The sequence below is a fragment of the Streptomyces pluripotens genome (genome assembly GCF_000802245.2).
Taxonomy (GTDB): domain Bacteria; phylum Actinomycetota; class Actinomycetes; order Streptomycetales; family Streptomycetaceae; genus Streptomyces; species Streptomyces pluripotens.
In genome coordinates this window covers 5,068,537-5,094,807 of the sequence record NZ_CP021080.1, presented here as the reverse complement: position 1 = coordinate 5,094,807, position 26,271 = coordinate 5,068,537, and the positions used below count along the sequence as shown (strand labels likewise).

Below are 26,271 nucleotides of genomic sequence, written 5' to 3'. Positions count from 1 at the left end.
GCCCCCTGCCCCGCACGAGCAGCCCACTACTGACTCTTGGAAGCTCCCTAGCCTGCAACGGCGGGATGGAAATTAATGGTCGTCAAGCCACTGCTCGATGCGATGCGCAGGATTCCGGGCGGGGCGAAAGAGAGCGCGAGCGGCGTTTGTTCCAAGGCGACATCACCCATCTCGGCACCGTCAGGCAACCGCCAGGCGCGGACTCTCTTGTCTCGGGAGCCCGACAACAATGCGGTGGCGCCATCGAGTACGCAGACGATCAGCGTCACGGCAGCGGCGTCGCCAGCCTCGAGCGTCGCCAGTTCGTTTCCCGATAGCACGTCCCACACTCGGATGGGACCGTGCAGTTCCGCCGCGGCCAGAACGCCGACACCGTCGACCGTGCCGAAGGCGAGAGCGCTTACGGGACGCGCGACGCGGAGATCCAAGAGGCGACGGCCGGAGACCGCGTCCCACACCAGGATCTGCGCGTCCTCGTCAGCCGAGGCAAGAGCTGTAACTGTGCCGGCCTGTCCTGCCACCAACCGTGTCACTTTTGCGTCGTGACCACGCAGGCGCAAAAGCGGTCGGCCGGTGGCCGCCTCCCAGGTGCGTACCGTCCGGTCGGCACCGGCAGAGGCCACGACGCCACCAGCCACAGGGAGGAAGTCGAGGGCGAGGATCCTGTCGGTGTGAGGTGTCGGCACCAGTTGGAGTACCCCGTCCGCAGTGGAGTGGATCCGGACTGTGCCCCGAGCAGTACCGCAGACGACCGTACTGGCCGCAGGACCAAAGGCGACCGAGGTGAGAGGGCCGTCGTCTGGATCGAGCGCGCAGCGTACGGAACCAGACACGACATCCCAGAGCCGCAGAGAGCCATCGAGGTACCCCGCGGCCGCCACCGCCCTCCCATCCACTTCGGACAGCGCGAGCGCCTGGACGGGTACGCCGTCCGCCTTCAGCATCCGCAGTGCTGTGCCCTTCGTATCCCAGACGCGCACTGTCCCTGTCGCGCCCCCGGTAACAATGGCCACTCCGGTCGCTGAGCGAGCGACTGCCAGCGCGGCCGGCCAATCATCCTGGGCGGACCACTCGTCCAGGACGCGTCCGTCTGCCGCGTCCCAGGTCCTGATCGTGCCGTCGTAGGAACAAGAGGCCAGCACCGACCGACCTTCCTGGTCGAGGAAGGCCAGACCCGTCACTGCCGCACTGTGTCCGCGCAGTTCCTGAGTCTGAGCGCGGGTCGTGATGTCCCACACTCTGATGATGTGGTCGGAGCCGGCTGCTGCAATCGAGCCGCGACCCTGCGCACCGGTGAGCGCCACGGCGTTGACCCATTCGGTCCCCGGGATGAACGTGTGCAGTGCCTCGCCGGTCTCAGTGTTCCAAAGACGCACCGTCCCGTCGTCTCCTCCAGAGACGAGCAGATCAAGACCCGCGACGCGGGCGGTGGCAAGGGCGTTGACGGTTCGTTCATGGCCGGTCAGCGCGCCGACTTCTTCTCCGTCTTGGCTGCCCCAGCCCCAGATGTTGCCGTCTTCGCCGCCTGAGTAGACCAGTCCATCCCCATCGAGGTCGACTCGTGAGGTGACGGCCCTGACCGCGCCGCCGTGACCTCCGCGCGCGTGTAGGAGCCCAGCGTTCCCCGTCAGGTCCCAGGCCCAGATAGTGCTGTCGTCGCCACCAGTCACCAGGATGTCGCGCCCGCCGTCCGATCCCAGAGCCAGCGCACGGATCGGCTGCCCTGCCTCGGCCGCCTCCCCGATCATTTTCAGGGGATCGACGGAGAAGACCGCGAAGCCGCCACCGGTTCGTGCAAGAGCAAACGCCGGGAGATCACCGACCGTCCCGAAGACAGCGGCGGCTTCCTGCGACGGCAGCAGGCCCGGGGATGCTTCTGCGACCCGCTGGTGTGTAAGCGGAGGAAGGGAATCAGTAACGAAAGGCGACGGCAAGTCGCTGATCTGCGCGACCACGGCCTCGAGGAGCACGCTGGCCGGGGAGGAAGCCGCTTCTTCGTCCCATGTCACTGTCGTCGGCTGCTGGGCAGCGCCCAAGATCTGGAGTCGGCAGCGGACAGTCTCACCGGCAGCGTGGTCTTCCGACACGCTACCGGCGGGCAAACTCTCCACCGCCTTCAGCAGGCGTGTCCACACGATGCCTTCCGTCCGCGCGGACCAGGATCGCCGTATGGGACCGTGCTCGTGGATGAGTTCGGCGCGTCCGTCAGCCGACAGGTCGAGGGCAAAGCGCTCCGGGTATTCCTCGCCCGGCCGCTGCCTGACTTTCTCGTAACTGATGCTGTGGGCCTGGGCCGATACGTCAGACGAGTCAGGCGGGAAAGGCGACATGCTTGGTCTTCCTTCCGTCAGCGAGGGAATACGGGGATGTCTGGCATCCGCAGTGACCGTGCAGCGTTCGGCTGGGCAGCCTCTGTGGGGACTACGACTGGCGGGTCTTCCGGTCCGCCAGGCCAGAGCCAAAGGGCGCCGAGCGATGACGTGCCGTTCAGGCAGGATATAAGCGGCTCCACGCGCCGCCGGGACGGGTGGGCTGCCAAGCGTGCCACTGCCTCTTCGATCGGGACCCAAGCGGCTTCCAGCACCAGTTTGTCAGGGTCCTGGGGTGCCAGCGTCCCGGTCGGCCTCTCCGCACGGAAGGTGAAGACGGTCCAGGTGCCGTCCCAGCCGGGGTCGCCCGTGACCACGTGCTGGGATACGTAGGCCAGGCTCGTCGGCCCGGTCAGAGTCAGTCCGGTTTCCTCATAGACCTCTCGCACGAGAGCTTGGTGCGCGAGTTCTCCTGGTTCGACTACGCCACCGGGCAGTACCCACTGTTCCGGCTGCCGCGGTAGGCGTTCGCGAACCATCAGCAAGCAGCCATCGTCCTCAACTATGGCTGAAACGATGGTCCCTGACGTTGCCGATACCATAGCTCCTCCTCCCCCGACCTGCGACAACGGTACACCGGTCGCATGTACGATGCGCCAAGTCACCGGAGGTGCAGGGAAGTTACGCGCCAGAGTCAACTGACCGGGCTTGCAAACAAGCGACGTAGCGGGGGTCGTGGTGAGAGCAACTTTGACGGCTGAACGAGGCGGCGGGTCCTCGGCTGCGGGCGCTGCCGGCTGCCCTCTTCGTAGAGGGTGGCCCGCCCTCTGCGTGACCGACGCTATCAAGCAAGGAGTGTAACGCCATGGCGAAGGACGAGCCCTCGGACAGGCTGCCCTCCAGCATTTTCGATGCCGTCGAAGTCCACTACGAAGATCTACCTGTCTCCGAAATCGAAGCTACCGGCCAGGGCATTCCTTCGACGCTCTTCGCCCCTTCGAACAAGATCGCCGAATGGGACAACTTGGAGCAGAACTTCGAAGATCTCTCCCGCCGCATCAAGGAACAGGTCGCCTCGGACGTCCAGGGCACTTTCCGGCAGCTCGAAGAGCAGATCCGTGAGGTCGCTTACGAGCCATCATATGTCGGCGGAGAACTCGACCGCAAGAATCTACGCATGTACGAATGGCAGCGAGGTGAGCTGTACATTCATTCTGCTGCCTTGATTCTCGATCCAGAGACCACTCTGGAAGTGACCTATGAGCCGGAAGGTCGACTCAAGCGCCTCCTGCTGGAGTCGGAGGATCGGAGCATCTCATACTTGGGAGAGCTCCCAGATGGAGTTTCCCCAGAGCAAGGAAATGCTGTCGCGGTGTGGCGCGCCCAGAAAGGAAAGAGCGCCACTGCAGCAAACGATGCAGAATTCCTCGACGATCTATCCGAAATCTATCTCGAGCCTTTTCGGGAAGCTCTGGCAACACGTCGCCGATTCATCAACGAATACAGTATCGAGCCCCACAGGATCCGCCTCTCATATGATGACCAGCCGTACGACGTAAACTACTCGCAGACGAAATTCAGGCGCTCGCACATCCATGCGCTCCCTGTCATCCGTCAATCTCCCCTCGATGCCAGGGAGGCCATGGTCGCCGCCATGCGCGGCACAGGCGAATACGGCTTGAATCGGGAAGCGCGCGCACGCGCTGTGGTGGACCGGGTCACTCAGGGCGCCAGGCTTGAAGCCGCCTCCGCGTCGCCATCAAAGTACGCTCTGCTCTGGGTGCGCGACAACCGCGACCAGGGCGCCTTTATGGACACCAAGCCGGAGATCCTCAAGCAGACAATCGAGACTCTGCGTTCCACAGAGCCGGATCGTAAAATATTCCTCGTCGGAGACGATCTTTTCCAAGGACACCCGGAACTTTATTCCGCCTTCCAAGAAGAAGGAGTCCTTGATGGCGTCGACACCGAGACTCTGATCCGATTCTGGGCAGCCGATAAGAACAACGGGAAGGCGCTTACCCACGGCGAACAGGCGCTTTTTCTGCATTATCTAAACACGGACGTAGATCTCGTCCAGATCGGCATAGAAAGCGGGGCGCTCGAAAGCGCTATCTGCCTTGGAGTTCCGACGGTTTACTTTCAAGCGAGAGAGCACGTTGGAGACAAAGGGACACGCTGGCAGCTTTACTGGGCGCAGTGGTCGTTCGGCGAGAGCCGAGTCGCGGAGGAAGCTGACGGCAGCAAGAAATTCTTCGCTTCGGGCAGGCCAGTCAAACACTTCTCCAGGTCGGGAGAGGTCTACCCTCCACCGCTTATGAGCGTGCGCCGTGTGGAATTCGGCCCGGATCTTCCTGATCCCGAGGACAAGCTGGCAGAACCGATCACAGTCTACTACCCCGCAAAAATTACGGTAGGTATCGACCAGATTAGCAATCTCGTAAAAAGCGGTGAGCTGCTCGACATGGCCGGCGCGTTCGACCAAGGCTGGAGCGGAGAATCTTGGCGTACGAGCGAATACTACGCAGACCAGATCAACCGCTGGGCACATGTAGATACGACCGATTGGGAGGTCGCAGCAAGAAGGTATGAGGCAATCACGCACGCCCTCAACGGCGTCGTCCATCCCACGGACGCGGAAGTCCGCCGCACGTACGAGAGTGCGGGATACCACCTCGACGGGCAGCACGGCCAGGGTCCCGGCAGCACTGCGGCTCGGGACGAAATCTCTGCTGCCTACCGCACAAAGCCACAGGATCGCGGCACCTCCATCACCGCGGCTCTCAACAAGGTCCTAAGCGACGAAGGCTTCAAGGCCCGCTGCGTTCATGATCTCCGGCTTGCCCGTCTGTCAACTGAAGAGCAAGCGAAGCTGGCCTCGAGTGTCAAGGAAGTAACCGCAGCCAACAACGTTCTGCGCGCCCTCGGAAACCGCGCCCCGGATGGCTCGCCCACTACAAGCAAGCACATAGCCGAAGCCCTGAGGCTTCCAACCCAGCAGAACCGTGTGCTTTCCGGCCCCCTAGTAGCTGAAGCTGCGCCTCCGTCACTGTCTCGTAGGGCGGCCGCAGCCCGGTCCCACAGCACTGCCGCCAAGCTTGGCTCCAAGCCGGAGGGGACCGCTCGGCGGCACAATCCAGAGGACCTCGGGCCCGATGTGCCCCTCCGCACCGCCCCTGAAGCGTCCAATCCGCTTGCGCTGCTGGGCGACGACGACTTGACCCAGCTCCAGGCCAACCTCACGAATGCTGCGCAAGCCCTGACCGATCGGGCGGCCACTAGCGCCGGGACGGCTCAAGCACTGGCTGACCGGTACGAGCGGGACGGCGGCGACATCGTCGCCCGGCTCACGGCCGCCGGGGCGGAGCCCCACCTCATCGAACGAGCCAGAGCCTCGGCTGCCGAGGACCTCGCCCACGCCCGCAGCGCGGCGCAGGCTTCGCAGAACCAGCTGAACGACATCAACAGCCGAATTCAACAGGCTGCCCAGGAAGCCGAGCGCCGCGCAGGACTCACACCGCAGCAGCGCCAAGCCGAAGAAGCCATCCGCCAGGAGCACGCGGCACAACGGCCAACTCGTCACCTTCAGGTGCCGCGCCCAGGGCCGAAGATCACTGGCCCGGAAGGGCCGTCGCGCGGCGGAGCCTCGCTTTAGAGTCCCCCAGGGCCAGTGCCCGGCACCGATCCGGTAGCTGTCAAGTCAAATGAAACGTATGTGCGGCTATGAATTGTGTTGCTGTGGTTCACGCCGCCTGGCGGGGTCGTTGATCCATGCCTGCTGGGGAATCGTCGGTGGTGCGGGGCGGCGGTTGAAGCGTTCGGGATGCTGCTCGAAGGCGGCTGTGAGGGTGGCCGCCCGCTGCTCGCGGACGAGTTCGGCGGTGCCGAAGTGGACGCTGGCGGGGGTGTGGTAGCCGATCCCGGAATGCCTGTGCACGTGGTTGTAGTGCGAGATGAACGCGTCCATCCACTCCCGCGCGTGGGCGAGGGAATCGAAGCGTTCTGGGTAGTCCGGCTGGTACTTCGTGGTGCGGAACTGGCTCTCGCTGAACGGGTTGTCGTTGCTGACCCTGGGCCTGGAGTGGCTACGGGTCACGCCGAGGTCGAGGAGCATCTGGGAGACCTGCTTGGACGTCATGGAGGTGCCGCGGTCGGCGTGCACGGTGTGCGGCACGATCCCGTTGCGGTCGATCGCCTCACGGATCAACTCCTCGGCCCGCGCGGCGGATTCGGCCGCCTCGACGGTGTGGCCGACGGCGTAGCGGGAGTAGATGTCCAGGATGACGTAGCCGTGGTACCAGATTCCCTTCGCCGGGCCGGCCAGGCACGTGATGTCCCAACTCCATACCTGCGAGGGGCCGTCGGCCACGAGCTCGGGAACCGTGTGGGGCGGGTGGGTGGCCTGACGGCGGCGTTCACCGTCCTGCCCGGCCTCCTTCAGGATCCGGTACATGGTGCGCTCGGAGCAGTGATAGCGGCCGTCGTCCAGTTCCCGGGCGTAGATCTGCGCGGGTGGCAGGTCCACGTACTCGGGCCGGTTCATCAGCTCCAGCACCGCCTGCCGCTCGGTGTCCGACAAGGCGTTGACCGGCGTGGGCCTCGGCGCCTTGGGTCTGGGCGGGGCCGGGTTCAGCCGCCGGTGATGGGTGGCCCGGGAGCGTCCGGCGATCCGGCACGCCGCCACGATGCCCAGGTACGGGGTCAGCTCCTCCACGGCCTCGTGGAGGAGCGGCTCCAGGGCGTCCTTCAGTCCGCGCTCTTGGAGAGTGCTTCCAAGAGCGCGTGTGTTTTTCCCAGCACCTCCAGCGCGGCATCCCGCTTCGCAACCTCCTTCTCCAGCCGCTCCACCTGACGCCGCAGCTTGTCGTTCTCGGCCTCGGCGGGGTGCTTCTTCGGGCGGGTGGGGCTGGTGCGGTGGTCGGTCAGCTTCTCCAGCGCGCCGGCGTCTCTGGCCTGGCGCCACTCGATGACGTGGGAGTGGTACAGCCTCTCCCGGCGCAGAATCGCGCCCTTGTCTCCGGCGGGGGCGGCGTCGTACTCGGCGACGATGCGCAACTTGTACTCGGCCGAGAAGCGACGACGCTTCGGCCGCGGAGCGGGAACCTGCTCGGAAGAATTGGTACGGGACATGCGGATGGGTGCTCCTGTCGTGCACGCCCACAATATCTGATCATTTCAGGGCGTCTCACCCAACGGTGTCAGAGAGGGCAGATCACGGCCGCAGTCACACCCCAGGGCAAGCCGGTAGGCTCGGGCGACGGAGGGACGGACACCGTCCTCGCCTCGGCCCCGGTACTGGCTACCGCAGACGGAACCGAGACCGTGATCACGCCGTTCGTGGTGCAACAGACCGGCACGGGGACCCAGGCGGACCACACGGTCGTGGAGGTCACCGGCACCAACGCCGCCACGGAAAAGGTCATATGGCACGTGACGCTCCGCCCGCCACACTGGGACGACGTCTATTCCGGTTTCCGCGTGTCCGTCGTGGGCGCGGAGCAGAACGTCGCCGTGGTCCGTGTCTCCAGCCCGAGCGGCGACAATGCAGTCACGTACGGCATCGACCTGCATAGCTTCCGCCAGACGTGGGCCATCGACCAGTTCTCCGCGAGCGCTGTGGCTGGGGGTGCCGTGGTGGGCACGGCCCACGAAGACACCGTTGGCATTGCTCAGCATCCCGCCGGATATGACCTCGTCACCGGCAGACTCCGCTGGCAGGGAGGTCTGAACCGCCCCGGGTTCGGTAGAGATCTCAGATTGTGGTGATGACCTGGGGTCTCGTGGATTCGGTGTAGTAGCTGGCTTCGTATTCGGCGGGCGGAACGTGACCTATCTCTCCGTGGAGCCGGTAAGGTCGGCCCGGGGCGCGGTACTGGCCTTTCGACCAGCCCGTTTCCCCGGACCGCCTTCCGAACCCGCCGTGCGCCTCGTCAACGCAACGGGCTCTCCACAAGCCCCAGTTCGGGCCCGCGTCCGGTCCTCATGCTATCGCCAGCGGCCAGGGGGACGGAATTCGTGATCCTCGGTAGCGGTAACGCGTAGTGCGCACCTTTGCCGGGTCAAATAGATCCCGTTCCTGCCCTCTGGGCCACCATTCGCCACCGCAGTAACGGCGACGCAGTTCCTTCCAGTTCATTCGGCGGTGCTTGCTACGAATCCATTTGATGACCCGACGCCATGCGTAGGCGCTCAGGTATTGGAAGGTAGCGCTAGACACCCCCGGCCGGAAGAACATGGTCCAACCTCGCAACACCGAGTTGAGTCGGCGTAGGAGTTCGTCCAATGGTTGGTTTGTGTTGACCTGTCGGCAGATCGTCTTGACCTTGGCCATGACGGCGTGAAGTGCCTTCTTGGCTGGGTAGGTGTAGACGTACCATCGGTCCGTGCCCTTCTTGCGATGGCGTTGGATGCGCCACCCCAGGAAGTCCACGCCCTCATTGATGTGGGTGATTAGGGTCTTCTCCTCTGACAGGTGCAGCCCCATTCTGCTGAGCACCTGTGCTGCCTCTTCCTTGAGGGTGTAGGCGTCTTCCTTCGTGCCAGTAACCGCAATCACCCAGTCGTCCGCGTACCGGCAGAGCCGGTAATTAGGCAGACCGCGGCGACGGCGCTTCGCTCGCTCGTTAGGTGTAGACGCTGGCCCTCCTGGCGCCTGGGCGAAGTGCTCGTCCAGGACGGCGAGGGCGACGTTGCTGAGCAACGGCGACAGGATCGAACCTTGCGGAGTACCGGATCTACTCTCCTTCAACGAGCCGTGTTCCGTGAGGATGCCCGCTTTCAGAAAGGCTTTCACCAGCACCAGGACGCGTCTGTCCCCGATCCGAAGGCGCACCCGGTCCATAAGGGCCGGATGGGCAATCTCGTCGAAGCAGGCCCGGATGTCACCCTCAACCACCCATTCGTAAGAGTGGGAAGTCAAGTGTCTTACCTCGGACACCGCGTCGTGGACCCGATAGTTGGGGCGGAATCCGTACGAGCACGGAAGAAAATCTGCCTCAAAGATTGGTTCCATCACCAGCTTCAGGGATGCTTGCACCACCCGATCGCGGATCGTACTGATTCCCAGGCGTCGACGCTTTGTCGACCCCGGTTTCGGAATCAGTCGCTCCCGTGCCGGAAGCGGCAGGAAACTGCGATCCTTCAGAGAGGAACGCAGCGCGCCGAGAAAACCCTCGACGCCCTGCTGCAGCGAAATGGACGCAGCCGTACGGCCGTCCACCCCAGCGGTTTTGGCTCCCCTGTTACTCCGAACCCGGTCCCATGCGACAAGCAAGAACGCGGGGTCGGTCACGAGGTTGTACAGGTCGTCAAACCGCCGATGAGGATCATCTACGGCCCAACGGTGCAGCTTGGTCTGGATCTCCAGTACCCGGCGCTCGGCCTTCATCAAGGCCCACTCCAGTTCGTCGGTATTCACCAACGCCCTCCCGGCATTCCAGTTCCCTCCCTGCTGACTTGCTGGCCCCCTTCGCCGTGTACGCGCCTTTCGCGCGCTCGGACTACTACGGGGCCTCCGCCCCACTCCACGGCCAACAGCCGACAACGGGCCTGCCCATCACCGCACCGGATGTCCGGCGAGAGGGCGACCGGGAGTGGTTCCCACGTTCACTAGGAGTCGTTCGGCCAGGTCGGCGTCCAGCTCTATCCCGGCAGCATCGCCACGCCTACACCGCAGGTATTCAGCGTGGCCTCTGAGCCGTTTCACCGCGGGCGGCTTCAGAGTCGGCCCATCTCCTTGGAGGACGGGTCGCGTACTGCAACCCCGGCCCATATCCGCCAGGTTGGAGCCGGGAGGTACTGTTACGGGACTTCGGACGCTGATTCACTTTCGTTACGCCTTCTGGCCTTGCTAGCCGGACCCGAGCCGTCTGGCAGTGCCGACTCGTCCCGACGTTGTCGAGGCTGCTTCCCGCCCTCCTCAGCGTTCCCTGAGTTGGACTGCCTCCAGCTTCAACCGGGCCTCTACGGCGGTCCGGCGGTGGGGATTCGCACCCGCACACGATCTCCTAGCGCCTCGTGGCGCACCCGGTGGTTGTACCAGTCGATCCACTCGGCGGTGGCCAGCTCGACCTGGGAGAGCGTCTTCCAGGGGCGCTGGGGTTTGATCAGCTCGGTTTTGTACAGGCCGATCGTGGACTCCATCAGGGCGTTGTCGTACGCGTCGCCGACCGAGCCGATGGAGGCGGCGATGCCGGCGGCGTCCAGATGCTCGGCGAGTTTGAACGATGTGTACTGCGACCCGGCGTCCGAGTGATGGATCAACTCACCCGGCTGGATGGGTTGTTGGTCGCGGTCGCGTTGCCAGACGGCCATCTCCAGGGCGTCCAGGACGAAGACGGTCTCCTTCACGGTGGCCGCCGACCAGCCGACGATCCGGCGGGAGAAGGTATCCACGACGAACGCGACATAGACGGTCGCGGCCCAGGTCTTCACATGGGTGAAGTCCGCCACCCAGCACCGGTTCGGAGCGGCGGCGACGAAGTCCCGGTCGACGAGATCGGGGGCCCGCTCGGCCTGCCCGCCGGGGATCGTGGTGATGACGCGCTTGCCGCGCACGGCGCCCTGGATGCCGAGATCGCGCATGAGGCGCTCGACGGTGCAGCGGGCCACCGCATGTCCCTGGCGGTTCAGCTCGCGCCAGATCTTCCGGGCCCCGTAGACACGGTAGTTGGACGTGTAGACCTCCCGGATCCGCATCTTGAGTTCCTCGTCGCGCACGGAACGGGCGGAGGGAGTCTGGATGCGTTTCTTGCGGGCGTAGTACGTGGAAGGGGCGATCTTGCAGTCGTGCTCGGTGAGCGTCCTGCAGATCGGCTCGACCCCGCCGAAGCGGTCCCGGTGCTCGTCGATGAACGCTACGAGCGCGTGTGTGGCCGGTCGAGCTCGGCCGCGAAGAAACTCGCCGCGGCCTTCAGGATCTCGTTCGCCCGCTTCAGCTCGGCGTTCTCCTTCTTCAACGCCTTGAGCTGGGCGGACTCCTCCGTCGTCGTTCCCGCCCGCGTACCCGCGTCGATCTCGTACTGCTTCACCCAGTTCCGCAGCGTCTCGCGGGAACCGATGTCGAGCTTGTCCGCGACCGCCTGCAAGGCGGCTGTCTCGTTCGGGTAGTCGTCGCGCACCTCGGCGACCATGCGCACCGCGCGACGGCGCAGCTCAAGCGGGTAACGGGAGGGTCGTGCCATGACTCAATCCTTACATGGAATCGAGTCTCCACTTCACCCGGGGCGGTTCAGTCACAGCACCGAGGTGGGCGCGGCTCCAGCCGGTCCTAGCCTGGTCCGGGTCTACGGCAAGGAGTACGACAGCGGGGACGCCTACGACCGTTTCGTGGACCCAGCGTCCGGGCGCACCGTGCAAACGGTGCCGGCAGACCTGACCGACAGCAATTGCGACTACGACGACCGCAGCACTTTGGTCTGTTCCGGTACGGGTCCGCAGTCGCAGGTCGCATACGGTCTGGACGCCTCCACCGGAAAGGTGCTGTGGCAGCTCCCCGACCAGCAGGCCGACCGGATCGCTCCGACGGTCACGGCGGCCTGGCCAGGGCGGTTTCAAAGTCCCGGTGATCACGTGAGTGCGCAGGTCGCGACGGTATGACGATGCGCGGTCGGCCCGGTCCGTACGCAACGAAGCTCCGGTTGATGCCGGTGACCGATCAAGTCGCCCGCACCGCCCGGAGCTTCGATGTGCCGTCAGTCTGCCACCGTCTGTCTGATCAAGTCGCCCACCCGTCAGCACCGGTTGATCGGACCGCTGGCCCTGCGGCTGCGGACCTTGGCCGACCCCCGGCATCGGCGCGGGAAGCGTCACTCGTTCGTGAGCGTGCTGCTGGTGGCCTGCTCGGCGGTGCTGACCGGAGCCCGTTCCTTCGCCGCGATCGGCCAGTGGGCAGCGAGCGCCCCGCAGGACACGCTCGCCCGGCTCGGCGCCCGCGCCACGACGGTCTTGAACGTGCGCATCGCGCCGAGTGCGGCGACCATCCGCCGCGTCCTGAACGCCGCCTGCCCCGGCGGGCTCGCCGACCTGCTCGGATCCGATCCGGCCGGGGCGGACACCCTCGCGGTGGACGGCAAGAGCGCCCGCGGCTCGCGCCACGGCGAGATCCCGGCCGCCCATCTGCTGGCCGCGATCACCGGCGCCGGCCTGACCGTCACCCAACTGCGGGTCCCCGGCAAGACGAACGAAATCACCTGCTTTGACGCCTTGCTGGCGCCCTACGACCTGACCGGCGTCACGGTCTCCGCGGATGCCCTGCACTGCCAGCGCGATCACGCCCGGTTCCTCGTCGAGGAGAAGAAGGCGCACTACGCCTTCACCGTGAAGCGCAACCAGAAGAACCTGCACCGCCAACTCGCCACCCTGCCCTGGGAGAAGGCGAGTGCGAAGTTCTACGACCGCACCGATGCCCACGGACGCCTGGAGACCCGCGTCGTGCAGGCCCTGACCATCACCGACCTCGGCGTCGACTTCCCCCACGCGGTCCAGGTCGCGAAGATCGTCCGGCACCGCACTCAGCGCAAGACCGGCAAACGCAGCCGCGAGACGGTCTACGTCATCACGGACCTGGCCAGCCGCGAAGCCTCCCCCGAGCGCATCGCGAAGATCGTCCGCTCGCAGTGGATCATCGAGAACCGTCTCCACTTCGTCCGAGACACCGCCTTCGCCGAGGACGCCTCCACGGTCCGAACCGGACACGGCCCGGACAACATGGCCACCCTCCGCAGCTTCGCGATCAACACACTGCGAGCCTCCGGCCACGCGAACATCGCGGCCGGACTCCGCGAGATGTCCTACGACGGCTTCCGCCGACCACTGGACCTCCTCGGCCTTGCCTGACCAGCGCTCCCACGCAAGATCAAAAGACTTTGCAACAGCCCTGGCGGCCTGGCACGGACGGGTTTACGGCAGGACCGATCACGGCCCCGTCGCCCTGGACGCACGCACCGGCAAGGATCTGCCGAACCCGGGCGTCGCGCCGTTCCTCGTCAACGAGTCGACCGGCCTGGTCCTGGACAAGGGCGGTTCGAACCTGATCGCCTATCCCACCAGCAGCTGACGCCGGGCGCGCGGCCCTGAGCGACCGTCAGCGCTCGGGGCTCTGCTGACGACCAGTACGGCGCGAGTCCCGTTGCGCGTCCCGGTTCTGCTCCTGTGCCGGGGCCTTGCTCTGCGGGGTCTGATGGGTGGAGCGCTCCTGTGCCTGAGCGGGCCGCTCGGTCTTGGCACGCAGTGCGTCGAGTCTACTCTGTATGCCAGCACTGCGACTGCCTTGTGTACGGTCGCTCTCCCGCTTGCCACCCTGCTGAGGCACGGTTCGTTCCGTGGCCTTCCTGGCGTTCTGCTCTTTGAGCTCGGCTTCCATTTTGCGGACTTCCGCGACGCGTTCGGCTGGGACCGTAGGGTCGAGGACAGCACGCACCTTCTGCTCACCGACCACCTCGTTCCCGGGCGGGATGACAACGTTCTGATAGCGCTCGTTCTGGAGCAGGTTGGAGGCTTGGTGGTACTCCTCTTCAAGTTCCAAGTCTCCGTTTGAGATTTGGCTGAAGTGGCCCGAGCGTGCGATCTCGTACAGCTCGTGGTTGTCGGTCTTCGCCTGGAAGCTGTCCGGCGTGTGAAACTGGAGCTCGAACTTCTGGCCGCTCTCCTGGTTCTGCCAGGTGGTGTTGATCCCTTTGTAGACCGGGTCCTGCCAGGTGTTCTTCTCCGACCCGGGCATGGGCTCGTATCCCTGGGCCTTGAGACGCGCGTATGTCTCCTGGGTGGCCTGGGTGTAGTTCTCCGGCTCGAAGGTGAGCGTGTAGCGGTTGAGGTCGTTGACCTTGCCGAGCACCCTGTTGATGTCCGCCCCGCGGCTCACGTCCACGGCAACCTTGCGGCGCAGGGAGTCAAGCCCTTTGAGGGAGTAGTCGACCTCCTCAACCCCGTTCGCCTTCTTGTCGCCGACAAGGGCGCTTCCGCGCTCCGCGCTCTGGTCCCGCAAGAGGCGCATGGTGTTGTCCAGGCCTTGGCGCGCCTGTGCGGCACGGTTCCATAGGGCCTGTACGAGTTGGTCCTGCTCGGCGGTGAGGGTCAGATGAGCTTCCGGGCCCTGCCCTCTCCACCCGAGTTCTTCGTCGCTCACAGCTCTGTTGCTCCTGTGACCCCACGCAGCTCACGGATCAGGTGCTCCGCCTGCTCTGCGGTGATTTCCTCCAAGTGACGGTCGGTACGGGAGTGGGTGAACTCGTAGATGACCGGGTCCGGCGCCCACTTGTTCCCGACGACGAACGCCTCGTCCATCACCCGCTCGGGGCTACTTCGGCGACGCACCACCGTGACCGGCGCGACGCCCTCGCGGTAGTCCGCCTCGTCGAGGTACAAGGCCCAGTACTCGACCCAACCCTGCCGGTCGGCCTCCAACTCCGCAGCGCACTGAGTCGAAACCGGCTCAAGGGCGGCCGCCGTTGGCGGATTCTTCACCCGACCGCCTTCCCCGATCGAATGCCATTTCCAGTCGAGGAGCGAAAGGTACTCCCACGCTTCCTCTCCGCGACGGCGCCACAGCCCGACCTTCCGGGCCGGTGTATAGCCCCGGTGCACCTTGAGAAAGTACTCGTACTCGTTTACCTGCTCGGTCATCGGTGGTTCCTCCTGGTGCTGAGTGGGACCGTGGTGCCCAGCGTGGCATGTGTGCTGTTGGTTACCACGTCGCGGGCGCTGCTCCCGGTTGCCCGTTGACCTGCGGCAACCCAGTCCGGTCCGTCGGCGGCAGTTCCCTCGGGCTGGTATGACCGGTGTTGCGGCAGGCGTTCGGGATTACCCGGTTGGCGCGGATGAGCGTGTCCCACAGGTAGCGGTCGTGCCAGTAGAGAGCCTGGTCGCCGTTGTCGTGCGACTGTTCGGCGGCGAGCATCGCCGCCTTCCATGACGCCTGAAGGCCGGCGAGTTCCTCTGCGGCCCCAGCGTGGTCGGGCCAGCAGGGCGGAATCCGGTACTCGCCCTGGGGCTGGTAGTGCGCGTGCAGCCAGTCGACCCAGTCCGCCAGTTCGGACCACTGCTGCGGGGTGGCGCGTGCCGTCCAGGGCCGGGGGTGTGGTTCCTCTCCAGGGCCTGATGCTCTCCGAGAGGTCAACCCGCCGATGCCGTCCCGAAGCTCCGTGAGAGCCTGTTCCAGGCCCTCGATTCTCTGGTCCTGCTTGTCCGTCAGCGCGGTGACGATCTCCGCCAGCTCTTCGAGCTGTGCCTCCAGGCCCTCAACCGTCACCTCACTCATGACGTCCTCCCGGGTGACTCGTACGGCGCCTTGCCGAGTGGCACGGGCCCGTCGGCCACGGTCTCCTGCGGTGCGACCGGCGTGCCGTACAGGCGCTTGGACTCCTCGATGATCGGCGCAAGGTCGGTCTCCCAGTAGGGCTCGGCCTCCACGATCATGGGACGGGCGCCCTGCATCATGACGACCATGCGCCGCGGCGGCAGGGCCGCCAGGTCGGCCACCGTCATGATCTGCTTGTCGCGGATGCTCTCGGACATCGACTGGTTGCCGATCAGTGCGCGGCTGTCGGAGTTACGGGTGGCTGTCGGTGCCTCCCACTCTCCGATGAGGTTGGACACACGCCGCAGCAGGCCCTCGGTGTCCGAGACACCGCCGCCGTACGTCTTGCACGCGGCGGCGTCCCAGAGGGTCTCCATGCCGTGCTCGCCGAAGGCCTCGACGCCCTGGCCCCAGGTCTGCAGCCAGGCCATGACCACGATTCCCTTGCTTCGGTAGTACGTGTACAGGTCTGGGAGTTGCTTCCAGCGGCAGGTGTTGGCGACCTCGTCGAGTGGAGCGACGAGGGGCACTGGCAGACGGCTGCCCGGCATCCGGTCGGCCGCCCGGTCGGCGGCGGTCAGTACGGCGGCCGACAGCGCGGTGGTGAGCGGTGCCGCTGAGCTGGCGCCCTTGCGGGAGAGCAGGTAGAGGGTGTCGGAGGAGAGCACGAACTCCTCCGGCTTGAACTCCGTGCGGTGGGCGCGCTGCTCCGGAGAGCAGGTGACCCAGCGGCTGATGTCGTCGTTCGTCAGCCAGCTGACGTAGATCTCGGCGGTTGCGAAGACCGAGTCCCGGGTCTTGTCCGGCAGCCGGCGCATTCCCGAGAGTCCGGTGGCGGCGACGGTGGCTCCGTGTGCGCGCAGGATGTCCTCGGGCTCGGTGTTCTGGCTGTCGGTCAGCCAGAGGTACACGCTGGTGACCTGCTGTCCGTCCAGCGCGGCCGCGAGCAGGCACCAGCTGAGGACCTGCCTGCCCTTGGGGTCGAAGAACCCGTCGGAGCGGGCCCTGTCCTCGGCGTCGGTTCCCGCGTCCACCAGGACGCTCATCAGCTCCTCGGCGTCGGACAGCTTCTTGATCTGCCGCAGCGGGTTCCACCACCAGGCGGGCGGTTCCTGGGCGATCTCCTGCGGGTCGAACACCCAGGTGTGGCCCTTGTACGAGCGGCCGAGACGCGTGAGTTTGACGATGTCGTCCTTGTTGGACGACGTCATGCATGCTCCCGGTGCGGTGAGCACGGCGGGGATCACCTGGGCCACGGACTTGTGCCGCCCTGGGCCGGCGATGGTGAGATGCAGGAATTCCCACGGTGCATACACGCGCTTGCCGGTGGTCACCGACCGGCCCATGCGGATGCCCGGCTCGCTCGAGTCGATCTGCAGCCGCTGGGCGGTGTTCTCGGCCAGGGCCTGCAGCGCCATCTGGTCACGGCGGCTGGTCATGCGGCGGGCGGCCTCGTCGTTGGACTTCTTGGAGACGCCCGAGCGCCAGTTCTGCCGGACCAGGCGCCACACGGCCAGCCCGATGCCCACCACGACGACCAGCTCCACCAAGGCGAACACTGTGGCCGCCGTGGTCCACCGCCAGCTTCCGGTGGCCAAGCCGATCAGCGGGGTAAACAGGCCCACCGCCTCCCACGAACCCGTGGCCCACCACTGGGCGGCCAGCAGCGCCAGATAGGCCAGCACTGCCACGAGTGCGATGCCCCCTGCGGCGACGGCGACGCTGATCTGGGCAGGGGTCGCCCGATCCGGGTGGCGTGCCATCACGCACCCGCCTTCGCGAGCCGGACGGCGGCGTCGGGTCCGTCGTGGCCGCCGGTGCCCTCAACGGCGATCCGGTTGGCCCACTTCTGGTTGGTGTCGTTGAGCTGGATCTCCGCCTGGGTGAGGGCGGTCTGGATCGGGATCCCAGGGTTGGCGCCCGCCTTGACCAGGAACTTACCCCGGCCCGGTGGAGGCATCTCCTTGCCGGTCTTGTTGTCGATGGAGGGCGGGATGGACCATTCCACGATCAGCTCCCGCTCCCGGGTGGAGAGCGGAACGATCGAGTTGAGCGCGTCCATCTCGGCCCGCGGCAGACCGCCGAGGAACACCATTCCGGATCGCTCGACGAAGCCCTTGGCCTTCTCGCGGTCCTCCTGGTTGGGAAGGGAGAGCAGGTCGGCGGTGGAGTGCGTGGTCATGGACTGGCCGATGCCGATCTGCCGGTTCAGGCGGGTCAGCTCGTCCACCCGGTCTACGAGGCCGACGCCGGCCCGCAGGATTCGCCAGAGTTCGTCCAGGACCAGGAAGAAGTTGCGGCGAGGTGCCAGTCCGGCGTTGGTCAGCCGGTCGTGCGCCTCGATCGCAGCGAAGGCTTCGGCCCAGCAGGTGAGCAGCACCGCGCCTTCGAGGGTCTTCTCCGACGCGGGGATGGAGGACAGGTCGATGGAGACCGGCCGGTCCAGCGAGAGGCGCTCGCTGGTCTGCCGGTTGAAGGTCGCCGCCAGTGTGCCCTCTACCAGCGACATCAGGCTCTTCAGGAGCGGTTTGACGGCCGCGCGGTACTGCTCCTCGTCCTCGGCCAGTGTCATGTTGCGCAGCGCGTCGGGGCCGTCCTTGATGAGCTGGACCAGATCGCCGAGGAGCGCGGGCCGCCCCAGGTCGATGTCGTCCAGCAACTCGATGGCCTTGCCCAGAAGGGATTCCTCGTCACCGGTGATCGCCGCCTTGCGGACGATGGAGATCAGTGCCGCCACCATCGTCGAGCGGCGGCCGGTCGCCTCCTCCAGCAGACTGCGCCGGGCACTGCCGACTAGCCGCTGGGCGGCCGAGCCCATCTCGCCGAGATCGAGCGGGTTGAGGCTGCCCATGCCGCGGCCGAGTTGGATGACCTGGCCGTCAAGGGCCCGGGTCAGGTCGGTGTACTCGCCCTTGGTGTCGCCGGGCACGAGCGAGACGATGCCGCGGAAGTCCAGGCCGACCATCATCCGGCGGTTGACGGTGCTCTTTCCGAGACCGGGCTTGGCCAGCGTGAACATCGATGGGTTCGCGATCAGCGACGCCCGCTCGAACCAGGCGATGGGGTCACAGCACAGCGTCGCGCCGGTAATGATGTTGCGCCCCAACGGGACGCCCATCATCGGCGTGCCGGCGCCGACGACGAACGGCCACAGTCCGCACACCTGCTTGCTGGTGCCGCGGTACTCGGTGGGCATGTCCAGGTACGACACCCGGCCCCCGTTCGGGCCGAACATTCCACGGCCGCCGATCCGGGGCAGCCTGCCCCAGTTCCGCCCCTGCGCAACCGGCCCTTTCACCTCGTCGGCATCCGTCTTCCTGCGCCGCGCCATCGGTACGGTCCCCCTCTCACTTCAGCGTCTTGGGCAGCTTCAGCACGACGTGCTCGGGCAGGATCACGCCGATTGGCAGGGCGGCCAGGAACGCCGCGTCCTGGCTGCCCCAGGCATAGCGCAGCGCGATACGCGCCGGGGCGGACAGGTTGTCCACCGCGGTCTCGGCCGCGAGCATCCGGGAATTGCCCTCCTCATCGTCGCGGTCCATGACCGTGGCAGTGACGACGAGGCCGAAGAGAGTCAGTCCGGCGCCACGCGCCTCCTCCTGCCGGGTCTTGGCCGCCGCGAGGTACTCCGCCTCGGCGTGTGCCTGGCCGTTCCGGGTCGTCTCGGTGCGGCTGCGCGCCGCACGGAAATCCCGGTCGGCGATGGCCGCGGCCTCGGCCGGCGAGTGCGGCCGGTAGATAAGCGCGACCCGCTTGCGGTCGATGTCGTTGTGGGACGACAGCAGGTGCTTGAGCACGTCCGAGAAGACCTCGCCGCGGGGCGCCTCGCCCATCATCCAGGTGACGCTGGTCGCGCCGTCGTGCCAGTAGCTCTTGGCCTTGGCGTGGTGCGTGGTCGGTCCCGCCTGTGACCAGGTCAGGCCGGAGCCCCGGCCGGCCGCACGGGCCTGGTCGATGAGCTGGGAGACGCCCGGCTCGTATGCGGTGCGCACGATCTCCGTCAGTTCCGTCGCCGACAGCGGAGCGGCCGCCCCGGCACCGGTGGTCGCCAGCCGCGAGGTCAGTGACGGAAGACGGCGGCCGATCTCCACGGCCATCTCGGCGGCGGTCCGCTTGCTCCGCCCGACCGTGCTCGCGGCGTCGTACACGAACGACACATAGGTGTTGATCGTCGGGGAGCCGGAGGGGTAGTCCCGGTCGATGTCCGCCATGACGCGCTGCGCCAGCGGTGACGCGGTGGCCGCCCTCTGGTGACGGATCTCGTTGTGCAGCTTCTCGCCGGAGTCCGGAGCCACCTCCACCACGACCTGGAAACCGACCAGGTTCGGCTCGCCCGACATGGTCTGCATGAAGGCGCCCCAGTTGGCGACCCACGTGTCGATGTCACCCTGGTCGACCAGCGACCCGCCCTGTGCGCTGCAGGAGATCGTGACGGCGAAGTGCTCTACCTCGTGGTAGCGGATCATTCCGAACGAACGCCCCAGGCCGTCCGTGGCCTCGTACATGTCCGACCCCATGGCGAGGCCGGGCAGCAGGCTCTTTCCGCCGGGGACCTTGGAGAGGATGCCGGAGCGATACACGTTCTGACCTTTCATGACGCCCCGCCACCAGGCCAGGCGCGAGTAGAGCAGGGTTCCCGTGTGCCGTCCGTAGCGGTCCCGGACCGCCAGCGGTACCAGCACCACCGCACCGACGGCGAGTGTGATCGCCGCGATCCACAGGTTGAGCGGAGCAGCAGTGCCCGCGACGGCCAGGAAGAGGAACAGGACGGCGGTGGGGACCAGGCCCAGCCCGCCCAGGCCGGCCGACTTCGGGCGTCGCCAGTTTCCGTAGGTGCGCAACTGCTGTGCGTCAGGCGCCACTTGGGCCTCCCTCTGCTTCCTGATGGAATCCCTGGGCCGCGTCCTGCAGGCCGCCCTGGACCTGGTCCTTGGCGATCTTGGCGCCGGCCGCGGCCACGCCCACCGCTGCACCGGCCGCCGTGCCGACCGGACCGGCGGCAGAACCGGCGGCCGCACCACCGCCGACGGCGGTGCCCGCTCCAGCACCCGCACCCGCCGCACCCGCACCGGCGCCCGCGCTGCCGCCCGCCGCTGCTCCCGAGGACGCCCCCGTCCCGCCGGACGAAGCGGCACTGCTGCCGAGCGAGCCGCCGCCGGAGATTCCGGAGGAGCCCGAGCTGCTGAGGCCGACATTCGATGCGCCGCTGGGCGAGGAGTCGACCGTGGAGGACGCGCCGGAGCCGGGAGACGCCGTCGTGGATCCCGATGGTCCACTGGAAGAGGAGCTGTTGCTGCCGCTGTCGTAACCACCACCCCCGCCACCGCCGGCGGTGCCACCTGCAAGGGCCACACCGGCCGGCTGCAGCAACTTCATGAGCGCGGGCAGGACCAGGATCGTGCCCGACAGCAGGACGAAACCGGTGATGGTGCTGCCGAGATCCTTGTCCACGCCGTCACCCATCAGCCGGTACGCGGCCGCGTACACGGTCGCCGCAGCGGGCTTGAGCAGAATGAAGGCAAGGGTCCATGACAGGTAGCGGCCGAGCCAGCGGTTACCCATGCCAGTGAACGCGGTCGCGGCCGGAAGCGAGACAGTGCCGGCGAGCAACACAAGCACCGCGGCCCGGAAGTACATGAGGATCATCTGGAGCAGCGAGAAGATCGCCGCGAAGATCAGCAAGATCAAGGGGATGGCGGGGCCGCCAAAGATGCTGGACGATTCACCGATTGCTGCCGCGGCCATGCCAAGCTTCGCGGCCGCGTCACCGCCGAGGGATTCGTTGATGATCCAGTTGGTGTATGAGTCCCCGATCTCGGTGGCGATCGCGACCGTCGGGATGAACATGGTGTTGACCAGCACCAGCTTGACCATGCCGTGCAGGACGTTGCGCATCTGCTCGCCCGTGCCGCGCAGTTCGTACGCCATCTTGGCTCCGGCGATCACCAAGCACATCGCGGTGAGAGCGGACGACAGCCACAACACGTGGTTTTCCAACCACAAGGCCACGTCAGTGGCACCGTTCTGAACCGCCCCGTGTCAGGTAGAGACTCGATTCCGTGAAAGGATTGAGTCATGGCACGACCCTCCCGTTACCCGCTTGAGCTGCGCCGTCGCGCGGTGCGCATGGTTGCCGAAGTGCGCGACGACTACCCGAACGAGACGGCCGCCCTGCAAGCGGTGGCGGACAAGCTCGACATTGGTTCCCGCGAGACGCTGCGGAACTGGGTGAAGCAGTACGAGATCGACGCGGGGCAGCGTCCAGGGACGACGACGGAGGAGTCCGCCCAGCTCAAGGCGTTGAAGAAGGAGAACGCTGAGCTGAAGCGGGCGAACGAGATCCTGAAGGCCGCGGCGAGTTTCTTCGCGGCCGAGCTCGACCGGCCACACACGCGCTCGTAGCGTTCATCGACGAGCACCGGGACCGCTTCGGCGGGGTCGAGCCGATCTGCAGAACGCTCACCGCACACGACTGCCAGATCGCCCCTTCCACGTACTACGCCCATAAGAAACGCCTCGAAACCCCCTCTGCCCGTTCCGTGCGTGACGAGGAGCTCAAGGAGAGGATCCACGAGGTCTACACGTCCAACTACCGTGTCTACGGGGCCCGGAAGATCTGGCGCGAGCTGAACCGGCAGGGGCATGCGGTGGCCCGCTGCACCGTCGAGCGCCTGATGCGCGAGCTCGGCATCCAGGGCGCGGTGCGCGGCAAACGCGTCATCACCACGATCCCCGGCGGGCAGGCCGAGCGGGCCCCCGACCTTGTCGACCGCGAGTTCGTCGCCGGCGCCCCAAACCGCTGCTGGGTAGCCGACTTCACGCACGTGAAGACCTTCGCCGGCGTCGTCTATGTCGCGTTCGTCGTGGACACCTTCTCGCGCCGGATCGTGGGCTGGTCGGCCGCCACGGTGAAGGAGACGGTGTTCGTGCTGGACGCCCTGGAGATGGCGATCTGGCAGCGCGACCGGGACCAACACCCCATACAGCCAGGCGAGTTGGTACACCATTCGGACGCCGGGTCGCAGTACACGAGCTTCCGCCTCGCCGAGCACCTGGACGCCGCCGGCATCGCGGCGAGCATCGGATCCGTCGGTGACGCGTACGACAACGCCCTGATGGAGTCCACGATCGGCCTGTACAAAACCGAGCTGATCAAACCCCAGCGACCCTGGAAGACGCTCTCCCAGGTCGAGCTGGCCACCGCCGAGTGGATCGACTGGTACAACCACCGCGTGCGCCACGAGGCGCTAGGAGATCGTGTGCGGGTGCGAATCCCCACCGCCGGACCGCCGTAGAGGCCCGGTTGAAGCTGGAGGCAGTCCAACTCAGGGAACGCTGAGGAGGGCGGGAAGCAGCCTCGACAACGTCGGGACGAGTCGGCACTGCCAGACGGCTCGGGTCCGGCTAGCAAGGCCAGAAGGCGTAACGAAAGTGAATCAGCGTCCGAAGTCCCGTAACAGTACCTCCCGGCTCCAACCTGGCGGATATGGGCCGGGGTTGCAGTACGCGACCCGTCCTCCAAGGAGATGGGCCGACTCTGAAGCCGCCCGCGGTGAAACGGCTCAGAGGCCACGCTGAATACCTGCGGTGTAGGCGTGGCGATGCTGCCGGGATAGAGCTGGACGCCGACCTGGCCGAACGACTCCTAGTGAACGTGGGAACCACTCCCGGTCGCCCTCTCGCCGGACATCCGGTGCGGTGATGGGCAGGCCCGTTGTCGGCTGTTGGCCGTGGAGTGGGGCGGAGGCCCCGTAGTAGTCCGAGCGCGCGAAAGGCGCGTACACGGCGAAGGGGGCCAGCAAGTCAGCAGGGAGGGAACTGGAATGCCGGGAGGGCGTTGGTGAATACCGACGAACTGGAGTGGGCCTTGATGAAGGCCGAGCGCCGGGTACTGGAGATCCAGACCAAGCTGCACCGTTGGGCCGTAGATGATCCTCATCGGCGGTTTGACGACCTGTACAACCTCGTGACCGACCCCGCGTTCTTGCTTGTCGCATGGGACCGGGTTCGGAGTAACAGGGGAGCCAAAACCGCTGGGGTGGACGGCCGTACGGCTGCGTCCATTTCGCTGCAGCAGGGCGTCGAGGGTTTTCTCGGCGCGCTGCGTTCCTCTCTGAAGGATCGCAGTTTCCTGCCGCTTCCGGCACGGGAGCGACTGATTCCGAAACCGGGGTCGACAAAGCGTCGACGCCTGGGAATCAGTACGATCCGCGATCGGGTGGTGCAAGCATCCCTGAAGCTGGTGATGGAACCAATCTTTGAGGCAGATTTTCTTCCGTGCTCGTACGGATTCCGCCCCAACTATCGGGTCCACGACGCGGTGTCCGAGGTAAGACACTTGACTTCCCACTCTTACGAATGGGTGGTTGAGGGTGACATCCGGGCCTGCTTCGACGAGATTGCCCATCCGGCCCTTATGGACCGGGTGCGCCTTCGGATCGGGGACAGACGCGTCCTGGTGCTGGTGAAAGCCTTTCTGAAAGCGGGCATCCTCACGGAACACGGCTCGTTGAAGGAGAGTAGATCCGGTACTCCGCAAGGTTCGATCCTGTCGCCGTTGCTCAGCAACGTCGCCCTCGCCGTCCTGGACGAGCACTTCGCCCAGGCGCCAGGAGGGCCAGCGTCTACACCTAACGAGCGAGCGAAGCGCCGTCGCCGCGGTCTGCCTAATTACCGGCTCTGCCGGTACGCGGACGACTGGGTGATTGCGGTTACTGGCACGAAGGAAGACGCCTACACCCTCAAGGAAGAGGCAGCACAGGTGCTCAGCAGAATGGGGCTGCACCTGTCAGAGGAGAAGACCCTAATCACCCACATCAATGAGGGCGTGGACTTCCTGGGGTGGCGCATCCAACGCCATCGCAAGAAGGGCACGGACCGATGGTACGTCTACACCTACCCAGCCAAGAAGGCACTTCACGCCGTCATGGCCAAGGTCAAGACGATCTGCCGACAGGTCAACACAAACCAACCATTGGACGAACTCCTACGCCGACTCAACTCGGTGTTGCGAGGTTGGACCATGTTCTTCCGGCCGGGGGTGTCTAGCGCTACCTTCCAATACCTGAGCGCCTACGCATGGCGTCGGGTCATCAAATGGATTCGTAGCAAGCACCGCCGAATGAACTGGAAGGAACTGCGTCGCCGTTACTGCGGTGGCGAATGGTGGCCCAGAGGGCAGGAACGGGATCTATTTGACCCGGCAAAGGTGCGCACTACGCGTTACCGCTACCGAGGATCACGAATTCCGTCCCCCTGGCCGCTGGCGATAGCATGAGGACCGGACGCGGGCCCGAACTGGGGCTTGTGGAGAGCCCGTTGCGTTGACGAGGCGCACGGCGGGTTCGGAAGGCGGTCCGGGGAAACGGGCTGGTCGAAAGGCCAGTACCGCGCCCCGGGCCGACCTTACCGACTCCACGGTGAGATAGGGCACATCCCGCCCGTCGAATACGAAGCCAACTACTACACCGAACTCAAGAAACCCCAGGTCATCACCACGATCTGAGATCTCTACCGAACCCGGGGCGGTTCAGATCAAGCCGTCGTTCCTGTGGATGATGTACCGCTGCGGATGGGGCACCAAGGAAGGCCAGGAAACCGTCCTCTCCATCGAAATCACCCGCGAAGGCTTCGAGTGGGCACTGGAACACGCCTGCCTGTCCCACTACGAACACGGGCTCCACACCGACCGCGCCACATGGAAACGCCAGTTGAAACGGGCCCCGGCCCGGGTGCAATGGGACCCCGAACGCGACCTGCGCCTTCAACCACTGCCCCACCGGTCGCTCCAGCTCGGCCTTGCCGGCGAAGCCGCACGCCTCTACGCCGACGAGTGGATCGTTTCCATCGTCGACATCACCCCGCTCGCCCACACGGTCCACGCCCGTGTACGGGACGGAGACCTGGACACAGCCCGGAAACTCCTGCCCCATGAACGCCTGTACCCCGTGAGCGACGGAATCCTGGCCCATCTACACCGATGAACCAGACCTGCTCATTGAGATGCTCTTTAAGCACCCCGAAGCCCCAGGCCGCTGGAATTCGCCGGCAGCCCGGGGCTTCACTCCGTCGGTCGTGTTCTGGTGTCAGTCCATGGACTCGTCCCCCTCTGCCAGCCCCTGCATGATCCGGTCGTTCACCTCCTGCTCTTGGCCGTCGACGCACTTGGCGTAGATCTTCAACAGGACATCCACCGAGTGGCCCGCGCGAGCGGCGACCTCCGGGGCCGGGACACCCGAGTTGGGCCACTGGGACACGCCAGCGTGCCGGAGGTCGTACGGCCGGAAGGCCAGGACCGAGGAGACCTGATCGGGGACGAGCGCCAGTTCCCGAGCCCGCTTTTACGCCCGGGAGTACGACGAGGCCGCGATCACGTTGCCCCGCTCGCTGGAGAACAGCCGGCCGCCCTCCGCCGTGCCGACAGGTGCTCGCGGAGCAGCCGCACCAGCGGAGGCGGGATCGGCACGATCCGCACCTCTCCGCGGGTCTGCTGCTTCAAACCGCGCTGATCGTGCGCTTCCCCAAAGGCTCATGGCGTCCACCACCTCTCTGACCAGGTGAACGCATCCGGGCCAAGTCACGATGGCGCCCTCGGACGTCCCGTTGCGCACGTCAGACAGCGCGCAAACACACAAGAAACCGAGGCATACGGCGAACTCCTCCGCCGAG

Annotated in this window: 21 protein-coding genes and 1 pseudogene; 8 read left to right on the top strand and 14 right to left on the bottom strand. The window is 66.0% G+C overall.

Features of this window, described 5'->3' with window-relative positions; genetic code table 11:
- Window positions 1–47 precede the first annotated feature (47 nt).
- Both LK06_RS23015 and LK06_RS35330 read right to left on the bottom strand, forming a co-directional pair.
- Window positions 48–2,330, bottom strand: coding sequence for a WD40 repeat domain-containing protein (locus tag LK06_RS23015; protein ID WP_043435649.1), 2,283 nt, complete (start codon window positions 2,328–2,330; stop codon window positions 48–50).
- 17 nt (window positions 2,331–2,347) lie between these two features.
- Entirely contained in the window at window positions 2,348–2,848 is a 501-nt protein-coding gene (locus LK06_RS35330; protein ID WP_411572786.1) for an NUDIX hydrolase, read from the bottom strand.
- Between the two features lie 326 nt (window positions 2,849–3,174).
- Between LK06_RS35330 and LK06_RS33385 the strand changes: the two genes are divergently transcribed.
- Window positions 3,175–5,964 carry a hypothetical protein gene (locus LK06_RS33385; RefSeq protein WP_159025327.1) on the top strand — a complete coding sequence of 930 codons (2,790 nt, stop codon included), beginning with the start codon at window positions 3,175–3,177 and terminating at the stop codon, window positions 5,962–5,964.
- Between the two features lie 66 nt (window positions 5,965–6,030).
- Here LK06_RS33385 and LK06_RS22995 read toward each other — a convergent pair whose 3' ends face one another.
- Window positions 6,031–7,023 carry an IS3 family transposase gene (locus LK06_RS22995; RefSeq protein ID WP_411572777.1) on the bottom strand — a complete coding sequence of 331 codons (993 nt, stop codon included), beginning with the start codon at window positions 7,021–7,023 and terminating at the stop codon, window positions 6,031–6,033.
- A 32-nt stretch (window positions 7,024–7,055) separates the two neighbouring features.
- A complete protein-coding gene (locus tag LK06_RS35325; RefSeq protein WP_043404360.1) occupies window positions 7,056–7,439 on the bottom strand; it encodes a transposase in 384 nt (127 codons plus the stop codon).
- 192 nt (window positions 7,440–7,631) lie between these two features.
- On the opposite strand from LK06_RS35325, the gene LK06_RS22990 reads away from it, so the two are divergent.
- On the top strand, window positions 7,632–8,075 hold the full coding sequence (locus LK06_RS22990; protein WP_043432069.1) for a hypothetical protein: 444 nt from the start codon (window positions 7,632–7,634) through the stop codon (window positions 8,073–8,075).
- Between the two features lie 214 nt (window positions 8,076–8,289).
- Here the strand turns inward: LK06_RS22990 and ltrA (LK06_RS22985) are convergent, their stop codons facing one another.
- On the bottom strand, window positions 8,290–9,726 hold the full coding sequence (ltrA, locus tag LK06_RS22985) for a group II intron reverse transcriptase/maturase (RefSeq protein WP_086082975.1): 1,437 nt from the start codon (window positions 9,724–9,726) through the stop codon (window positions 8,290–8,292).
- 545 nt (window positions 9,727–10,271) lie between these two features.
- Window positions 10,272–11,491 (bottom strand): IS3 family transposase gene (locus tag LK06_RS22975; protein ID WP_411572779.1). Its coding sequence is split into 2 segments (ribosomal slippage): window positions 10,272–11,209 and window positions 11,209–11,491, totalling 1,221 coding nucleotides; the frame shifts between segments, so codons are not numbered across the junction.
- Between the two features lie 64 nt (window positions 11,492–11,555).
- Here LK06_RS22975 and LK06_RS22970 point away from each other — a divergent pair.
- The 3 genes from LK06_RS22970 (at window position 11,556) to LK06_RS22960 (ending at window position 13,365) form a co-directional block, all read left to right on the top strand.
- The gene (locus LK06_RS22970; protein ID WP_043431985.1) at window positions 11,556–11,906 is read left to right on the top strand and encodes a PQQ-binding-like beta-propeller repeat protein; all 351 of its coding nucleotides are present in this window, start codon (window positions 11,556–11,558) and stop codon (window positions 11,904–11,906) included.
- A gap of 87 nt (window positions 11,907–11,993) precedes the next feature.
- A complete protein-coding gene (locus tag LK06_RS22965) occupies window positions 11,994–13,145 on the top strand; it encodes an ISAs1 family transposase (RefSeq protein WP_234367286.1) in 1,152 nt (383 codons plus the stop codon).
- The gene (locus LK06_RS22960; protein WP_043435304.1) at window positions 13,138–13,365 is read left to right on the top strand and encodes a hypothetical protein; all 228 of its coding nucleotides are present in this window, start codon (window positions 13,138–13,140) and stop codon (window positions 13,363–13,365) included. The genes LK06_RS22965 and LK06_RS22960 overlap by 8 nt, the downstream gene beginning before the upstream one ends.
- A gap of 27 nt (window positions 13,366–13,392) precedes the next feature.
- Here LK06_RS22960 and LK06_RS22955 read toward each other — a convergent pair whose 3' ends face one another.
- The 7 genes from LK06_RS22955 to LK06_RS33380 form a co-directional block, all read right to left on the bottom strand.
- A complete protein-coding gene (locus LK06_RS22955) occupies window positions 13,393–14,433 on the bottom strand; it encodes a hypothetical protein (RefSeq protein ID WP_052319054.1) in 1,041 nt (346 codons plus the stop codon).
- Window positions 14,430–14,930, bottom strand: a complete 501-nt coding sequence (locus LK06_RS22950) for a hypothetical protein (RefSeq protein ID WP_043435306.1) — start codon at window positions 14,928–14,930, stop codon at window positions 14,430–14,432. The genes LK06_RS22955 and LK06_RS22950 overlap by 4 nt, the downstream gene beginning before the upstream one ends.
- A 61-nt stretch (window positions 14,931–14,991) precedes the next feature.
- Window positions 14,992–15,564: a hypothetical protein gene (locus tag LK06_RS22945; protein ID WP_043435308.1), complete on the bottom strand. Its 573-nt coding sequence runs from the start codon at window positions 15,562–15,564 to the stop codon at window positions 14,992–14,994.
- The gene (locus tag LK06_RS22940; protein WP_052319055.1) at window positions 15,561–17,366 is read right to left on the bottom strand and encodes a type IV secretory system conjugative DNA transfer family protein; all 1,806 of its coding nucleotides are present in this window, start codon (window positions 17,364–17,366) and stop codon (window positions 15,561–15,563) included. Before LK06_RS22940 ends, LK06_RS22945 begins: the two co-directional genes overlap by 4 nt.
- Window positions 17,366–18,934, bottom strand: a complete 1,569-nt coding sequence (locus tag LK06_RS22935; protein WP_159025326.1) for an ATP/GTP-binding protein — start codon at window positions 18,932–18,934, stop codon at window positions 17,366–17,368. The genes LK06_RS22940 and LK06_RS22935 overlap by 1 nt, the downstream gene beginning before the upstream one ends.
- A gap of 16 nt (window positions 18,935–18,950) precedes the next feature.
- Window positions 18,951–20,465 (bottom strand): SCO6880 family protein, encoded by a 1,515-nt coding sequence (locus tag LK06_RS22930; protein ID WP_043435309.1) that lies wholly within the window; start codon window positions 20,463–20,465, stop codon window positions 18,951–18,953.
- Window positions 20,455–21,612 (bottom strand): hypothetical protein, encoded by a 1,158-nt coding sequence (locus tag LK06_RS33380; RefSeq protein WP_052319056.1) that lies wholly within the window; start codon window positions 21,610–21,612, stop codon window positions 20,455–20,457. The genes LK06_RS22930 and LK06_RS33380 overlap by 11 nt, the downstream gene beginning before the upstream one ends.
- Before the next feature lie 66 nt (window positions 21,613–21,678).
- Between LK06_RS33380 and LK06_RS22915 the strand changes: the two genes are divergently transcribed.
- The 3 genes from LK06_RS22915 (at window position 21,679) to LK06_RS22900 (ending at window position 25,586) form a co-directional block, all read left to right on the top strand.
- A protein-coding gene (locus LK06_RS22915; protein ID WP_411572765.1) for an IS3 family transposase occupies window positions 21,679–22,898 on the top strand; the annotation gives its coding sequence in 2 pieces (ribosomal slippage) (window positions 21,679–21,961 and window positions 21,961–22,898; 1,221 coding nt in all).
- Window positions 22,899–23,443: 545 nt separating this feature from the next.
- A complete protein-coding gene (ltrA, locus tag LK06_RS22905) occupies window positions 23,444–24,880 on the top strand; it encodes a group II intron reverse transcriptase/maturase (RefSeq protein WP_086082975.1) in 1,437 nt (478 codons plus the stop codon).
- A gap of 229 nt (window positions 24,881–25,109) precedes the next feature.
- Window positions 25,110–25,586: a DUF4291 domain-containing protein gene (locus tag LK06_RS22900; protein WP_078859117.1), complete on the top strand. Its 477-nt coding sequence runs from the start codon at window positions 25,110–25,112 to the stop codon at window positions 25,584–25,586.
- 102 nt (window positions 25,587–25,688) lie between these two features.
- On the opposite strand, the pseudogene LK06_RS34925 reads toward LK06_RS22900, so the two are convergent.
- Window positions 25,689–26,125, bottom strand: a pseudogene (locus LK06_RS34925) (tyrosine-type recombinase/integrase); the annotation flags it as partial.
- Window positions 26,126–26,271: the final 146 nt, after the last annotated feature.

Coding starts and splice junctions, on each gene's coding strand:
- LK06_RS23015 (WP_043435649.1), bottom strand. CDS start 2,330: ATGTCGCCTTTCCCGCCTGACTCGTCTGACGTATCGGCCCAGGCCCAC.
- LK06_RS35330 (WP_411572786.1), bottom strand. CDS start 2,848: ATGGTTCGCGAACGCCTACCGCGGCAGCCGGAACAGTGGGTACTGCCC.
- LK06_RS33385 (WP_159025327.1), top strand. CDS start 3,175: ATGGCGAAGGACGAGCCCTCGGACAGGCTGCCCTCCAGCATTTTCGAT.
- LK06_RS35325 (WP_043404360.1), bottom strand. CDS start 7,439: ATGTCCCGTACCAATTCTTCCGAGCAGGTTCCCGCTCCGCGGCCGAAG.
- LK06_RS22965 (WP_234367286.1), top strand. CDS start 11,994: ATGTGCCGTCAGTCTGCCACCGTCTGTCTGATCAAGTCGCCCACCCGT.
- LK06_RS22950 (WP_043435306.1), bottom strand. CDS start 14,930: ATGACCGAGCAGGTAAACGAGTACGAGTACTTTCTCAAGGTGCACCGG.
- LK06_RS22945 (WP_043435308.1), bottom strand. CDS start 15,564: ATGAGTGAGGTGACGGTTGAGGGCCTGGAGGCACAGCTCGAAGAGCTG.
- LK06_RS22940 (WP_052319055.1), bottom strand. CDS start 17,366: ATGGCACGCCACCCGGATCGGGCGACCCCTGCCCAGATCAGCGTCGCC.
- LK06_RS22935 (WP_159025326.1), bottom strand. CDS start 18,934: ATGGCGCGGCGCAGGAAGACGGATGCCGACGAGGTGAAAGGGCCGGTT.